Raw genomic sequence first — 13,854 nt, 5'->3', positions numbered from 1 at the left:
CCTGCCTATCACGATCAGCAGTTCGGGGTGGGTGCTTTGCCGGCGAAGCGATCCCCGAGCCAGCTCAGCGCCGCGGTGCCGTAGACGCTGACGGCGACGATGTGCCCGGCGAGCGGAACTGGTTGCCACTGAACGGAAGCGCCGAGTGCGCAGAGGCGGTCGCGGAGCTCTTCGCCGACGTGGAACGGGATCAGCTCGTCCAGTGTGCCGTGATAGAGCAACACGGGGGCGGTCGGCTTGTGCGCGCCGAGGCGGTTCTCGGCCAGCCGGGCCTGCCAGCGTGGATCCTTGATCATGCCCGGTGTCGTGGTGAGATTGTCCAAGCGGTCGAAGGGATCCGCGAGGGCAAGTTCGACTATGCAGGAGGTCTCGACCTTCTGCACGACGTCACGGCCCTTGGCGTTCAAGACGTTCGCGAACGGCAGCTCGGGATACGCTGCGGCGTAACCGACTGCGGCGCCGGCGACGAGGCTGAAGCCCAGGTTGCCGTCGTTGTAGGCGGCGACTTCGCTGAGATCGGCCGGCACGCCGCCCTCGGCGACGCCGACGACGTGCACGTCCGGTGCGTACGACGGCTGCAACTCCCCTGCCGCGGCCGCGGCCTGACCGCCTTGGGAGTAGCCGAACAGGCCAATCGGGGCGTCGGCACTGATGTCGGCGCCGTCGACCTTGCTCGCCGCGCGGGCGACGTCGAGCAGCGCGTGCCCCTCGGAGTTGGCCACGGCGTAGGTGTGAGTTCCTGGCGTGCCAAGGCCTTCGTAGTCCGTCAACGCGACGGCGTAGCCCTTGAGCATCGCCTGCGCGAGGAAGGCGATCTCCACCTCGGTGCCCGTACGCAGGTGATACGACGGCGCGCAGTCGTCGCCCAGGCCCTGCGTGCCCATGGCGTACGCGATGACCGGCCGTGGGCCGGGGCCGTTCCACGGGATCGGCGGCACCAGCACCATGCCCGAGACGGCGTTGGCCGTGCCGGTGGCGGAGGTGGAGCGGTAGAGCACCAGCCAGGTGTGGACCGGGGCCTGGAACACGCGGAACGGCTCCGGGTACCAGTCGACCTGGCGTTGCCGGATCAGGTCGCCGGCCTGGCCTTCGAGCGGCGAGGGCGGCGTGTAGAAGGGGTCCTGGGTCGGCGACGGCGGCCGGGCATCGGCCTGGGCGACGGTCGGGGTGGCCATCAGCAGGGACAGGCCCAGCAGCGGCGCGAGCACTCGGCGAAGCATCGTTGCCTCCGAGCTGAAGTGGTAATCAGGATTTTCACAAGGTAGGGCCGGGTCGGGTAATCTGGCAATCCCGATTACCAGAATTTGTCACGCGGGTGAGGAGCCGGTCATCGCCAGACGCGCCTACGCGGGAGTGGACGCCGAGCAGCGCCGGGCCGAGCGCCGGCAGCGGCTGCTCGAAGCGGCTCTCGGCCTGTTCACCACGATCGGCTACCGGCAGACCAAGATCGTGCAGATCTGCGCCGAGGCCGGCGTGTCGACCCGCAACTTCTACGAGGAGTTCGCCGGCAAGGAGCAGGTGCTGCTGACCCTGCACGACCTGATCAACTCCGTCGCCCTCGACCGGGTCCGCAGCGCCCTGGCGACGCTGGACTCCGACGACGTCGTGAGGCGGATCTCCTTGCTGCTGGACGCTTTCGTCGCCAGCGTCACCGCCGATCCGCGGCTGCCGCGGCTGAACTACGTGGAGGCCGTCGGCGTCAGCGAGGACCTGGAGCGGCAGCACCAGGAGTGGGTCACGCGCTGGGCCGACTTCATCGAGGCCGAGGCCCGCCACGCCGCCGCCCACGGCGTCGCCCCCGATCGCGACTACCGGCTCACGGCCATCGGGCTGGTCGGCGCGATCACCGGTCTGCTGCGGGAATGGCAGGCGCACCAGCCGCCGTGGCCGGTCGCCGACATCGCCGCTGAGATCCGGGGTCTGATGCTGGCCGCGATCCTGCGTTAGAGCAGCGCGTAGCGGCGGCGCCAGGCCCAGCGGAGCAGGCCGACGCTGACGACGAGCGTAGTGAGGTTGATGCCGAGCTCCATCAGGCCGGCCCCGCCGGGCAGCCACCAGATGCCGTTCTCGATGTCGTACAGGGAATCGATGCACAGCAGGTAGATGGCGGCGCCGCCGCCGGCCACCAGCCAGAACAGGGCGGCCGGTCGGTGGGTGAGCAGGGTGTACGTGGCCCCGAGCAGGCAGGCCAGGAGCCAGGTGTCGGCCAACGGGAAGGAGTTCTCGAACTCGACGTAGCCGGGCCGGGTCTCGCTGGCGACCACGTCCCGAGCGAAGATCCACAGCAGGATGTAGGAGACGGTGATCAAGGCCGACAGCAGCAGCACGGCCACGACGCGCCGGCGGCTGGCGTCGGAGATCTCCACGCGAGCAGCAGTGATCGCCATCCGGGCATTGTCCGGCAGTCAGGAGTGGAATCGCACCGGCCGTCCGGATGGACCGGATCCCGAGTCGGTTTGACACCCCGGCCGAACCGGGTAGCCGGGCGGCGTGACCTGGCGATCGGGAGGTACCGGACGGACCTCGAGTTCCGGTCGCTCCACAGTCGACGCGAAACCTACCGTCAACTGTCACCGAACACCCGGCCGAACAACACCACCACGGCCCGTCACCTGGCCGGACGACCAGGCGGCGGCCCGTACGGCGCACGTCCGCGCAACCGAATTCCCTGAACCTGGGATGAACCAGGAGGCCTCGGTGATCGTGTCTTGGGGTAGAGGGAGAGGAGTTAGGCTCGGCGATGCTTCACCAGGGCGCAGCACATGCGACGCAGGTCACATCTGTCCGGGAAACCATACCGGGCCGCCGCGATGTTGTTGAAATTTGAACAGGAACACGGTCGTAGCGCGGCCACTGGCAGATCGGAGTCCACCATGTCGACGAGCGGCGCCGAAGCAACCGTCCGCACCCGCGTGCGCATCCCGTTGCGCTTCGCGGACGGCTTCTCCGTCACTGCCGACGCGGTCACCTTCCACGGCCTGACCGACGGCCTCGAGCACGTGGCCATGGTCTTCGGCGACCCGACCGAGGGCACTCCCCTGGTCCGCATGCACTCCGAGTGCCTGACCGGCGACGTCTTCGGCTCCGCCCGCTGCGACTGCGGCCCCCAGCTGCGGGAGGCCGTCGAGCGCATCTCCAACACCGGCGGCGTGCTGCTCTACCTGCGCCAGGAGGGCCGCGGCATCGGCCTGTACAACAAGCTCGACGCGTACGCCCTTCAGGACAACGGCCTGGACACGTACGCGGCCAACGCGGCGCTGGGCCTGCCCGAGGACGGCCGCGACTACACCGCGGGCGCGCAGATGCTGGCCGCGCTGGGCGTGCGCAAGATCGACCTGCTCTCCAACAACCCGGACAAGGCCGAGCAGCTGCGTGCGCTCGGCGTCTCGGTGCGCCGCCGCGTGCCGACCGGCGTGTTCGCCACCGAGACCAACCTGCGCTACCTGCGGGCCAAGGTGGACCACACCGGACACACCATCACGCTGTCCAGTCTCGTGAGTTGAGGCCCATGAAACTGCCGTATGTCGTGCTGTCGGCGGCCGTGAGCATCGACGGCTTCCTCGACGACGCCGGGTGCCAGCGCCTCCTGCTGTCCTGTCCGGAGGACTTCGACCGGGTCGACGCGGTCCGCGCCGACGCCGACGCCGTGTTGGTCGGGGCCAACACGGTTCGCCGTGACAATCCGCGACTGATCGTGCGCTCGGAGCAACGCCGGGCGCAGCGGCAGGCCCGGGGCCTGCCGGCGTATCCGATGAAGGTCGTCGTCACCGGCTCCGGCGACCTCGACGCGGACCTGGCCGTGTGGGGCTGCGGCGGCGAAAAACTGGTGTTCACCGTGGACTCGGCGGCGGAGAAGCTGCATGACCGCCTCGGCGACCTTGCCGAGGTGGTCAGCACGGGCGCGGTGTTCGACTGGCATACCGTGCTGGCCCGGCTGGGCGAGCGCGGTGTCGACCGGCTCATGGTCGAGGGCGGCGGCACCGTGCACACCCAGCTGGTGGCGCTCAACCTGGCCGACGAGCTGCACGTGGCGATCGCGCCGCTCGTTGTCGGGCAGGCCGAGGCGCCCCGTTTCCTCGGCCCGGCCAACTATCCCGGCGGCACTACGGCCCGGATGAAACTCCTAGGCTGCACCCAGGTCGGCGATGTCGTGCTGCTGCGATACTCGCCCAAGGACCTGACCTGTTGCCAGTAGGAGGAAAACATGCCCCTGTTCGACCTCTCGGAACCGTCGGAGCTGGCCGAGCACAGGGTGACCGCGACCGAGCCGGACGGCCTTGACGCGTGGTGGGCGGCCCGTATCGCCGCCGCGCGGGCCGTGGCCGAGCCGGTTTCGCTTGTGCGGCACGATGAACTGGCGTACGGGCCGATGCCGGTGTGGGACGTGGAGTTCTCCGGCGACGGCGGCGACCGGATCCGCGGCTGGTACCTGCGGCCGGCCGGTTCCGAGGGCCAGCAGCTGCCGATCGTGGTGCGGTACATCGGATACGGCGGCGGGCGGGGCCTGCCGCACGACCACACGCTGTGGGCCGCCGCCGGCTATGCCGTGCTCGTGATGGACACCCGGGGGCAGGGCGCGAAGTGGGCCATCGGCGCGACCGGCGACCCGGGGCGCACGCCGGCCGGGCCCGAGTACCCGGGCGTGATGACCCGGGGTATCGCCAGCCCGGAAACGTACTACTACAGCCGGCTTTTCGTGGACGCGGTGCGGGCGGTCGACGTCGCGTCCGAATTGGACGGTGTCGATCCGGCGCGGATCGCCGTCAGCGGCGGCAGCCAGGGCGGCGGGCTGGCGCTGGCCGCCGCGGCGCTGTGCGGGGACCGGGTTCGGGTGTGCCACGCGGACATCCCGTTCCTGTGCGACTTCCACCGGGCCGTCAGGATCACGCCCGAGGCGCCGTTCACCGAGATCAGCGATTTCCTGGCCCAGCACATCGATCTGGTGCCGGCGGTGTTCGAAACCCTGCGGTACGTGGACTGTGCGCTGCTGGCCCGGCGGATCACCGCCACCACGCTGTTCAGCGCGGGGCTGATGGACGCGGTCTGCCCACCGTCCACTGTGTACGCCGCGTACAACGAGATCAAGGCGCCCAAGGAGATCACCGTGTCCCCGTTCGGCGGGCACGACGTGCCGCGCGGGCACGTGGAGCGGCAGCTACGCCATCTCCGGGACCACCTCGGCTGACCGGCGCTTGGGCAGCAGGGCGGCGCCGCCGACGATGAAAACCCAGATGTAGCCGGGATATCCGGCCAGTCGCTCGGCGCCGCCCACGCCAAGCAGCTGCGGCGCGAACAAGGTCATCGCCGTGCCCAGCAGGCTGAAGAACGCGCACACGAGGCCGAACATGCCCAGCCTCGTGTGCCGGGTCGCCAGCGACAGCAGCAGGATCGCCACGCCGGCCACCGGCAGGTTGAGCACGCCGATCATGTGCAGGCCCACGTCCTCGTTCTCCGGGACCGCCCCGACCAGCACCTTGCCCGCACCGGCCAGGATCAGCAGCAGCAGGCCCACCGTCGCCACGGCCGTGTCCGGCCAGATCGAGCGCAGCAGGCCGACGCCGGTGATCGTCAGCAGGCCGGCGATGATGAACGACGCGTTCATCACCCCGTACAGCGGAGAGCACACGTAGTTCCCCATGAAGTCGCCGCAGGCCGTGTTGCCCAGGTCGCTGATCGGGTTGTCCCGCCAGCTGTACGGGACCCGCCAGTGCGCCGCCACCGCGAACTGCGCGACGAAGTACTGCACCATCGCGACGATCCACAGGAATCCACCGACCGCGGCGCGCTTCTCGGCACTCGTCATCATCACGGCCTCCCGATGGAAAGCGTTATCCCGCTCACCAGGGTCGGCAACCGGCATCCCCCTATCGAGGGACGCTCAGGTCTGGCGTACCGTCGCCGCGAACGCCGCCAGCAGCAGATAGACCAGCCCGCTCGACCGGTCCAGCCGGCGGCGGGCCTTCGCCGTGCGGCGCAGCCGGCCGGCGATCGCGCTGGCCGCCAGCGCGTACGTGCCGTCGCTGAGAATGCCCAGCAGGATGAAGCCGACGCCGAAGAACACCAGTTGCAGGGTCACCGAGCCTCGGGCCGGGTCCACGAACTGCGGCAGGAAGGCGGCGAAGAAGATCAAGGTCTTCGGGTTGAGCAGGTTGACGACGACGCCCTGGGTGAAGATCCGGCGCAGGGAGGCCGGCGCCGGTGGCCGGAGGTTGTCGTCGGCGGCGGTGGCGCGGGACAGCCACAGCTTCTGGACGCCCAGGTAGAGCAGGTAGGCCACGCCGAGGTACTTCACGATCTGGAACGCCGTCTCCGAGGCGGCGAGGAGGGCGGAGAGGCCGAACGACGTGGCCAGCACGAAGAAGATCGTGCCGACGTGCACGCCCAGCACCGAGGCCAGGCCGGCGGCACGGCCCTGGGAGATGGAGCGGGTGACGATGTAGAGCACCGCCGGGCCGGGGAAGACCAACAGTGCCATGGTCGCCGCGATGAAGAGCAGGATCGTGGACAGGGTCGGCATGGCTCGCAGCGTAGCTGCGATTTACCAGGTGAGGGGCACCTTTTCCGGGCCGCGGACCAGGCCGTAGCGGGGCGGCCATGGATTCTGCATACGCCCGGGACGGCGGCGGGGGTGGGGAAGGCCCGCCGGAGGGGGTGAGATGGGTAGCCGAGCGAGGCTCAGTGTGTGATGGAGATCGACACGGTGGATGGCCAACTCGTGGGCGTGCCGGCGGGTCCAGAACTCCGGTGCCGACTCGGTCAGCCACAGAGTCCGACAGGTCGTGGCGGGGTCGGCGGTGGCCAGCACATCGTCGAGCCTCGCCAATTCCTCGAGGCAACCACCGACAACCGCACCGACAAACCAACGCCAACTCAGAGCGTCTCGTCGTCCTCGCGCAGCACGGCAGCCCGCGCACGCAGGTCCGTCGCTTCCGCCGGACCGACGAGATCGGCGAGCGTTTCCAGGCACTCGACGGCGAAAACCGGATCGCCGCCGGCGGCAAGGCCGGCTCGGTACCTCTCGGCGGCTTCCGCGGTGTCGCCGCACCGCAGCGCGACCCGACCAAGGCCGGTCTGCGCGTGCGAGATGCCGGCGTTGTGGCCCAACTGCTCGAACAGCGTCAGGCCTTCGCGGTAGCACGCGCGCGCGGCGGCGAGATCTCCCATCGCCCACTCGACGTCACCGAGCGAGACGAGACCGAACGGCACGCCGTACCCGCTGTTCACGGACCGCGCCGCGGCCAGTGCCGCGCGTTCGAGCTCCGCGGCCCGCTGGTAGTCGCCCTCTTCGAAATACGTGACGCCCAGATTGTGCTCGGCGGCCACTCTGGTGTTCCACAGTGTGGCGTCGCAGGCGGCGATGCATGTGTGGAACAGCTTCTTGGCCAGCGGGTGATCATCCCGCGACCGCGCCACCATCCCGGCCCACAGGCACAGCTCGGGGTCTTCGCCGACCACGTCGACAATGGTGGGCAGCCAGGCGTTGAGCGGTCGGTAGCGCCAGAGTCGCCGAGCGAAGGTCATGCACGCCGACACGTCTCGCGCCGCGACCGCGTGCCCGATGGCGCGATGGATGTTGGCCCGCTCGCGGTCCAACGTCTCCCGGTGGTCCAGCTCGCCCGGGCCGACGAGTTCGATGTGCTCGACCAGATCGAGGAAGTAGGCTGCATGCCGGTCCGGTGAGGAGTCGTCGAGCCGGGTCGCGTAGTCGTGAACGGTCTCAAGCATGCCGAAGCGCTGGCCGGACACGGTCAGCAGGCTCAGGTCCACGAGCGAGGCCAACTCCCCCAGCGTCGCGTCGCACACGGCGGCGGCCGCCGCCTCGGTGCACCCGCCGACGAACACCGCCAGGTTCGCGAACAGCGTGCGCTGGCGGGCATCGAGCAGCTCATAGCTCCAGTTGAGCGTTGCGTCCAGGGTGCGCTGGCGGGCCGGGCTGTCGTGCGGCCCGTCGGTGAGCAGGGTGTGGCACCGGTCCAGAAGTTGTTGCGGGGAAAGAACTCGCAGCCAGGGCGCGGCCAGCTCGATGGCCAGCGGCAGGCCGTCCAGCCGTCGGCAGATCGGTTCGACGGCCGGGTCGGTGGTGAATCCGGGCACCACGGCGCGGGCGCGCTGTTCGAACAGCTCGGACGCGGTCCGGGCGGGCAGACAGGCGACCTCGTACCGGTGTTCGCCGCTCAGCGACAGCGCGGCCCGGCTCGTGACCAGAACCTTCGCGTCGGCCAGCAGATCGGCGACCAGCCCGCGAGCGCCGAGCAGGTGCTCGAAATTGTCCAGGACGATCAGGGCGGCCGGCCGCGCCGGGCTCGGTCCAGTTCGGACGCCAGCTGAGCCGGATCGGACAGCTCGGCGAGCGGGAGGAACGCGGCCCCGAACCGCGCCGCCACGGCGATGGCGAGCCGTGTCTTGCCGACCCCACCCGGTCCGGTCAGTGTCACCAGGCGGACCTCGGCCAGTAGTTCCTCGATCTCTGCCAGCTCACGTTCCCGGCCGAGCAGCGGCGTTGTCGGCGCCGGCGGCGCGACGACGCGCATGCCACGTGCGGCCCGGCGGAATTCGTCGAGAGCGGCACCGGTGAGGTCGAGCGCGGAGGTGAGTCGGTCGACAGTGTGTCGCTGCGGTCGACGACGCTCGCCGCGTTCCAGCAGGCCGATCGCATCCGTGCTGAGGCCGGCGAGTTCCGCCAGTTCCTCCTGGGTGAGTCCGGCGCGGAGCCGGCAGGCCCGCAGCAACCCGGCCAGGTCCATGGTCGGCATGGTAGCGATTTGTCAGTGCGGTTGTCGGTGTTCCCGGACAGCGCCGTCGGGCAGCGTCAGCGGCATGGACGAGGTGCAGACGCTGATCCGGTACTTCCTGACCGGGGAGGAGTCGCTGCTGGCCCAGGTCGTCGCCGACGACCACCACGACCACGTGAGCGGTCAGGTCGGCCCGGACATCTATCGCACCGTGCGCGGCTGGCTCACGGCGAGCTTCGGCGACCTCGCGATCGATCTGCGGGCAGTTGGTGTCGACGGTGAGCTGGTGCTGGCCTGGTGGGTCGTGCGCGGACGGCACACCGGCAACGCGTTTCCGCAGCTGGCTCACGGGCGGGTCCCCGAAGGGCGGCCCGTGAGCTGGCCCGCCGTGCACGTGTTTCGGTTGGCCGACGGGAGGTTCGTCGAGCACTGGGCTGTCCGCGACGACCTCGGTCTGCTCCGGCAGCTCGGTGCGGCGGGTGACCAGGCCTGAGCTCCGCATCGCCACACCGAACGACAACCGAAGGGAGGCAACACCATGAGCACAACCGGAATCGCCGTGTCGTTCGGCATCGTCGCCTGAGGAGTTCAGGCGTGGCTGGGGGTGGTGACGAGATCGGGCAGGGCGTCGTGGTCGGGCAGGTCGGTGTCGACGTCACGAACGACCTTCACGAGGAACCCGGACAGGCCGACGACCACGCCGAGCACCCCGGTGCCGAAGAAGACGAGGGCCATGCCGCCGCCGGGACCGCCGGGGACGAGGGAGCCGAAGACGGCGAGCAGGGTGCCGCCGGGTTGCATGCCGGGCTCGAGGACGTCGTCGGCGAGCGGACCAACGATGAGCAGGGCCAGCGGCAGGGCGAGGTTGTCGATGACCTGGCGGGCGCCGAAGACGCGGCCCTGCATGGCCGGATCGACCTTGACCTGCCAGATGGCGTCGAGATTGCCGCGCAGGAACGGCATGCAGACCCAGGAGCAGAACCAGCTGGCTGACCACCAGAAGATGCCGTCGCCCATGCCGAGCACGATCCGGCCGAGCGAGTAGTAGGCCAGCACGGCCAGCAGAACGGAACGGACGGGACGAACCGGTGGCGGGCGTAACAGCATGACGACACCGCCGACCACGCCGCCGAAGGCGCCGACGGTCTGGACCAGGCCGGCGGCCAGCTCCGAATTGCCGCTACGTAACAGGACCATCGGCGTCAGGACCTGCCAGCCCATCACGGACAGCATGCTGACGACGAAGAACGTCAGCTGGAGACCGACGAGACCGGGTCGGGCGGCGATGTAGCGGAAGCCGAGGACGGCGCTGCTCCACCAGCCGGTGGCGCACGCGTCGGAGCGGTCGGGTTGAGGGATGCGCACGAGGAACACCGTGCCGGCGGCGACGGCGCCGGCGAGCACGGCGATGAGCACGACCACGTCGATCCCCAGATACTGCAAGGCGATCGCGCCGAGCGTGGGGGCGACGACGTTCTGCACCGAGTCGGCAATCGTTCGCATGGCGTTGGCCCGGGACAGGTCCTCCTTGGCCACCATCAGCGAGATGGTGGCCGAGTAGGCCGGCACCTCGAAGGCCACCAGCACGCCGATGAGGGTGTTGGCCAGGAACAACTCCCACACGTGCACGCCGTGGAAGTGGAACAGCACGAGCAGGGTGCCGAGCACGACGACGGTGCCGGCATCGCCGACGGCGATGGTCAGCCGCCGGGGCAGGCGATCGATGGCGGCGCCGGCGAAGGGACTGCACAGCATGGTGGCCACGAAGGCGGCGCCGGTCATCAGCGACAGGTCGAATGCGCTGTGCGTCTGGAGGAACAGCCAGACGCCGAAACCGAAGTTGACCATCCGGGCCGCGCTGACCGACAAGATCTGCCCGGCCCACAGGATGGAATAGCCGCCAAGGCCGCCGGGACGGTTCCCATTCACCACCGGCAGCGCCCCATACCGGCATCATCGCGAGCGTCACGGCCCGTAGGCAAGATCAAGATCGACTTTCTGGGCGTCCTGATAGCAACCGGGTGCCCTTCGGCCTCCTGTCGGGCTAAACGGGCAGGATGATCAGGAGATCCGCTGAGTGATGAGCACCGAAGCGGCGACCGACAGCAGCGAGATCAGCGTGCCCAGTGCCAGCCACGGCTGGCTGGCGTCGACGGTCTTGGTCTCGTAGCCGATCTGCGAGGCCAGCGAGCTGTAGACGTTCTGCAGCTGCCCGGCGCTCTCGGCGTCGTAGGCCTCGCCGCCGGACAGCTGGGCGACCTGCTGCATGGCCTGCTGGTCGCCGGGCACGTCCTCGGCCTGCCCCTCGACGTCGGCGCTGCCGCCCTTGGTGCCGAAGTAGATGCCGGAGATCGGCATCTGCGCCTGTCGAGCCGCCCTCGCCTGGGTGTACGCGCCGCGCGCGGCGTTGGGGTCGGCGGGGTTGTTCTCCCGACCGTCGGACAGCAGCACGATGCGGGCCGGCGGCGGCCCGTCCGGGCCGGTGATGAGCTTGCCGAACGACTGGATGGCCTGCACGGCGGCGGCGATGGCGTCGCCGGTCGCGGTGCCTTCGGCCGCCTTCAACGCGTCGATGCCGGCCTTGACCTGGGTGCGGTCGGTCGTCGGCGACACCAGCGTGGTGGCGGAGCCGGCGAACTCGATCAGCCCCAGGTTGACGCCGGGCGTGAGCTGGTCGGCGAAGGACTTGGCCGCCTTCTGCGCGGCGGCCAGCCGTGACGGCGGGATGTCCTTGGCGTTCATGGACAACGACACGTCGATGACCAGCATCACGGTGGCTCGGTTGCGCGGCACCTTCTGCTCGGCGGTCGGCCCGGCCAGCGCGACGCTGAGCAGGATCAGGCCGACGGCCAGCATGGCCGGCGGCACGTGGCGCTGCCAGCCGGGACGCCGAGGGCGACCTTGGCCAGCAGCTCGAGATTGGTGAACCGCTTGGTGTCCCGGCGACGCAGGCGCTGGATGACGAGGTAGCCGGCCGCGAGCACGGCAACCACGCCGATCAGCAGCAGCCACCACGGGTCCGTGAACCCGGACAAGCTCATCCCGCTACTCCCCGGACCACCGCCGCTTGCGGGCCACCACGAACCGGACCATGTCGGCGATCCAGTCGGAATCCGTGCGCAGCACCAGGTGCGCGCAGTTGGCCTGCCGCAGCCCGGCAGCGACCTGCGCGCGGTGCTCGTCGGCCGCGGCGGCGAACTGCCGGCGCAGCAGCGGCGACGCGTTCACCTCGCGCTGCCGACCGCTCTCCGGGTCGACCAGGGTCACCAGGCCGACCTCGGGCAGGTCGATGTCACGCGGATCAACGATCTCCACGGCGACCAGGTCATGCCGGGCCGACAGCCCGCGCAGCGGCCGCTGCCACGAGAGGTCACCGAGGAAGTCGGAGATCACCACGGCCAGGCCACGGCGGCGCGGCGGCCGGCGCAGCTGCTCCAACAGCGCCACCAGGTCACCACGCACGCCCTCCGGCGCGCGGGGCGTCGTCGCGACGCGGCGTACGAGGCCGCGGGCATGCGCGAGGCCGCCACGGGCCGGCAGTCGCACCGTCTCCTGCCCCGTGGACAGCACGGCGCCGATGCGGTTGCCACCGCCGCCGGTCAGATGCGTGAAAGCGGCCACGGCGGCAACGGCCAGGTCGCGCTTCTCGCACGCCGCGGTGCCGAAGTCCAACGACGCCGACAGGTCGACCGCCAGCCACGTCTCCAGCTCACGGTCGGCGACCGTCTCACGGATGTGCGGCAGCGTGGTCCGCGCGGTGACGGCCCAGTCCATGCGGCGCACGTCGTCGCCCGGCTGGTACGGCCGCGCCTCCCCCGGCTCCGTGCCGGGCCCGGGCACCAGGCCCAGGTGGTTGCCCTGAAGCAGGCCGTCCAAGCGGCGTCGCACGTCCAACTCGAGCGTGCGCAGCGCCGACTCCAGCTTCTCCTCCCGCAGCACGGGAGGAGCCCAACGGGGACGAGGTTCGCTCACGGCCTACCGACCGGCGCGGGCGGCTGCATCGGCCCGAGGTGCGGCTGGAACGGCTGCTGCTGCTGGACCTGCGGGCCGGTCATCGGCTGGCCGCCCTGCGGCCGCGCCGACACCTGCGGCAGCGGCACGGTCTGAAGCACGCGGGCCACGATGTGGTCCAGCGGCACGCCGTCGGCCAGCGCGTCGTACGACAGCACGAGGCGGTGCCGCAGCACGTCCGGCACCACGTCCACCACGTCCTGCGGCAGCACGTAGTCGCGGCCGCGGACCAGCGCGAGCGCACGGGCGGCGGCCACGATGCCCAGGCTGGCACGCGGCGACGCGCCGTAGGCGACCCAGCCGGCCACGTCGGTCAGGCCGTGGTCGCCGGGCGAGCGGGTGGCCAGCACCAGCCGGACCACGTAGTCCACCAGCGCGTGGTGCACGAAGACCTTGGCCGCCACGTCCTGCAGCCGGACCAGCTCGTCGGTGCCGAGCACCTGCTGCGGCTGCGGCGGGGTGACGCCCATCCGGTAGACGATCTCGCGCTCCTCCTCGGCCGTCGGGTACTCCACGACGATCTTGAAGAGGAACCGGTCGCGCTGGGCCTCGGGCAGCGGGTAGACACCCTCGTTCTCGATGGGGTTCTGGGTGGCCAGCACCAGGAACGGGTCGGGCATCGGGAAGGTCTTGCCGCCGATCGACACGTGCCGCTCGGCCATCACCTCGAGCATCGCCGACTGCACCTTGGCCGGCGCGCGGTTGATCTCGTCGGCCAGCACGAAGTTGGCCACAACCGGGCCCAGCTCCACGTCGAAGGACTCGCTGGACTGGCGGTAGATCCGGGTGCCGAGGATGTCGGCCGGCACCAGGTCCGGGGTGAACTGCACCCGGCTGAAGCTGCCGCCCACCACCTTGGCGAAGGTCTCCACGGCGAGCGTCTTGGCCACGCCGGGCACGCCCTCCAGCAGTAGGTGGCCCTTGGCCAGCAGGCCGACGAGCATGCGCTCGACCAGCCGGTCCTGGCCGACGATCACCCGCTTGACCTCGAACACCGTGCGCTCGAGCAGCTGGGCGTCCCGAGCCGGCGTGTTCGGCGGCGTGCCCTCGGTGACAACGGGCTCGCTCACGTGCGGACCTCCTAGATGACGGCGTGCTCCGACGGTAGGTA

General features: G+C 70.3%; 14 protein-coding genes and 1 pseudogene. 5 read left to right on the top strand and 10 right to left on the bottom strand.

Translation table 11 applies throughout. The annotated features are described in order from the left end of the window. Positions 1-14: 14 nt before the first annotated feature. Positions 15-1,220 carry a lipase family protein gene (locus M3Q35_RS02845; protein ID WP_273940007.1) on the bottom strand — a complete coding sequence of 402 codons (1,206 nt, stop codon included), beginning with the start codon at positions 1,218-1,220 and terminating at the stop codon, positions 15-17. Positions 1,221-1,353: 133 nt separating this feature from the next. On the opposite strand from M3Q35_RS02845, the gene M3Q35_RS02840 reads away from it, so the two are divergent. Then, positions 1,354-1,947, top strand: a complete 594-nt coding sequence (locus M3Q35_RS02840) for a TetR/AcrR family transcriptional regulator (RefSeq protein WP_273940006.1) — start codon at positions 1,354-1,356, stop codon at positions 1,945-1,947. Here the strand turns inward: M3Q35_RS02840 and M3Q35_RS02835 are convergent. After that, on the bottom strand, positions 1,944-2,387 hold the full coding sequence (locus M3Q35_RS02835) for a hypothetical protein (RefSeq protein ID WP_273940005.1): 444 nt from the start codon (positions 2,385-2,387) through the stop codon (positions 1,944-1,946). The two genes, M3Q35_RS02840 and M3Q35_RS02835, sit on opposite strands and share 4 nt — an antisense overlap. A gap of 486 nt (positions 2,388-2,873) precedes the next feature. Here M3Q35_RS02835 and M3Q35_RS02830 point away from each other — a divergent pair, with 486 nt between their 5' ends. The 3 genes from M3Q35_RS02830 to M3Q35_RS02820 are packed head-to-tail and all read left to right on the top strand — an operon-like array spanning position 2,874 to position 5,185. Next, on the top strand, positions 2,874-3,503 hold the full coding sequence (locus M3Q35_RS02830) for a GTP cyclohydrolase II (protein ID WP_273940004.1): 630 nt from the start codon (positions 2,874-2,876) through the stop codon (positions 3,501-3,503). Between the two features lie 5 nt (positions 3,504-3,508). After that, complete coding sequence (locus M3Q35_RS02825) at positions 3,509-4,195, top strand: RibD family protein (RefSeq protein ID WP_273940003.1); 687 nt, start codon at positions 3,509-3,511, stop codon at positions 4,193-4,195. 9 nt (positions 4,196-4,204) lie between these two features. Next, positions 4,205-5,185, top strand: coding sequence for an acetylxylan esterase (locus M3Q35_RS02820; protein ID WP_273940002.1), 981 nt, complete (start codon positions 4,205-4,207; stop codon positions 5,183-5,185). Here the strand turns inward: M3Q35_RS02820 and M3Q35_RS02815 are convergent. The 4 genes from M3Q35_RS02815 to M3Q35_RS02800 form a co-directional block, all read right to left on the bottom strand. Beyond that, entirely contained in the window at positions 5,156-5,806 is a 651-nt protein-coding gene (locus M3Q35_RS02815; protein ID WP_273940001.1) for a DUF998 domain-containing protein, read from the bottom strand. The two genes, M3Q35_RS02820 and M3Q35_RS02815, sit on opposite strands and share 30 nt — an antisense overlap. 72 nt (positions 5,807-5,878) lie before the next feature. Beyond that, positions 5,879-6,517 carry a LysE family translocator gene (locus M3Q35_RS02810; protein WP_273940000.1) on the bottom strand — a complete coding sequence of 213 codons (639 nt, stop codon included), beginning with the start codon at positions 6,515-6,517 and terminating at the stop codon, positions 5,879-5,881. Between the two features lie 353 nt (positions 6,518-6,870). Beyond that, the gene (locus M3Q35_RS02805; protein WP_273939999.1) at positions 6,871-8,094 is read right to left on the bottom strand and encodes an ATP-binding protein; all 1,224 of its coding nucleotides are present in this window, start codon (positions 8,092-8,094) and stop codon (positions 6,871-6,873) included. 185 nt (positions 8,095-8,279) lie between these two features. Continuing rightward, positions 8,280-8,744: a helix-turn-helix domain-containing protein gene (locus M3Q35_RS02800; protein WP_273939998.1), complete on the bottom strand. Its 465-nt coding sequence runs from the start codon at positions 8,742-8,744 to the stop codon at positions 8,280-8,282. 73 nt (positions 8,745-8,817) lie between these two features. Between M3Q35_RS02800 and M3Q35_RS02795 the strand changes: the two genes are divergently transcribed. Continuing rightward, complete coding sequence (locus M3Q35_RS02795) at positions 8,818-9,225, top strand: ester cyclase (RefSeq protein ID WP_273939996.1); 408 nt, start codon at positions 8,818-8,820, stop codon at positions 9,223-9,225. A 95-nt stretch (positions 9,226-9,320) separates the two neighbouring features. Here the strand turns inward: M3Q35_RS02795 and M3Q35_RS02790 are convergent, their stop codons facing one another. The 4 genes and pseudogenes from M3Q35_RS02790 to M3Q35_RS02775 all read right to left on the bottom strand — a co-directional run bounded on the left by M3Q35_RS02790 (position 9,321) and on the right by M3Q35_RS02775 (position 13,813). Continuing rightward, positions 9,321-10,664 carry an MFS transporter gene (locus tag M3Q35_RS02790; RefSeq protein ID WP_273939995.1) on the bottom strand — a complete coding sequence of 448 codons (1,344 nt, stop codon included), beginning with the start codon at positions 10,662-10,664 and terminating at the stop codon, positions 9,321-9,323. Between the two features lie 129 nt (positions 10,665-10,793). After that, a pseudogene (locus M3Q35_RS02785) lies at positions 10,794-11,773 on the bottom strand (VWA domain-containing protein). A gap of 4 nt (positions 11,774-11,777) precedes the next feature. Further along, positions 11,778-12,704, bottom strand: coding sequence for a DUF58 domain-containing protein (locus M3Q35_RS02780; RefSeq protein ID WP_273939994.1), 927 nt, complete (start codon positions 12,702-12,704; stop codon positions 11,778-11,780). Then, positions 12,701-13,813, bottom strand: coding sequence for an AAA family ATPase (locus M3Q35_RS02775; RefSeq protein ID WP_273939993.1), 1,113 nt, complete (start codon positions 13,811-13,813; stop codon positions 12,701-12,703). The genes M3Q35_RS02780 and M3Q35_RS02775 overlap by 4 nt, the downstream gene beginning before the upstream one ends. Between the last annotated feature and the right edge of the window lie 41 nt (positions 13,814-13,854).

It is taken from the genome of Kutzneria chonburiensis, assembly GCF_028622115.1.
Classification (GTDB): Bacteria; Actinomycetota; Actinomycetes; order Mycobacteriales; family Pseudonocardiaceae; genus Kutzneria; species Kutzneria chonburiensis.
Note: the sequence above shows the minus strand (reverse complement) of the source record. Positions and strands in the feature narration are given on the sequence as shown.

Bases quoted from the DNA above. Each gene is read 5' to 3' on its own strand.
- M3Q35_RS02845 (WP_273940007.1), bottom strand. From the start codon at position 1,220: ATGCTTCGCCGAGTGCTCGCGCCGCTGCTGGGCCTGTCCCTGCTGATG.
- M3Q35_RS02835 (WP_273940005.1), bottom strand. From the start codon at position 2,387: ATGGCGATCACTGCTGCTCGCGTGGAGATCTCCGACGCCAGCCGCCGG.
- M3Q35_RS02830 (WP_273940004.1), top strand. From the start codon at position 2,874: ATGTCGACGAGCGGCGCCGAAGCAACCGTCCGCACCCGCGTGCGCATC.
- M3Q35_RS02825 (WP_273940003.1), top strand. From the start codon at position 3,509: ATGAAACTGCCGTATGTCGTGCTGTCGGCGGCCGTGAGCATCGACGGC.
- M3Q35_RS02820 (WP_273940002.1), top strand. From the start codon at position 4,205: ATGCCCCTGTTCGACCTCTCGGAACCGTCGGAGCTGGCCGAGCACAGG.
- M3Q35_RS02815 (WP_273940001.1), bottom strand. From the start codon at position 5,806: ATGATGACGAGTGCCGAGAAGCGCGCCGCGGTCGGTGGATTCCTGTGG.
- M3Q35_RS02810 (WP_273940000.1), bottom strand. From the start codon at position 6,517: ATGCCGACCCTGTCCACGATCCTGCTCTTCATCGCGGCGACCATGGCA.
- M3Q35_RS02800 (WP_273939998.1), bottom strand. From the start codon at position 8,744: ATGGACCTGGCCGGGTTGCTGCGGGCCTGCCGGCTCCGCGCCGGACTC.
- M3Q35_RS02795 (WP_273939996.1), top strand. From the start codon at position 8,818: ATGGACGAGGTGCAGACGCTGATCCGGTACTTCCTGACCGGGGAGGAG.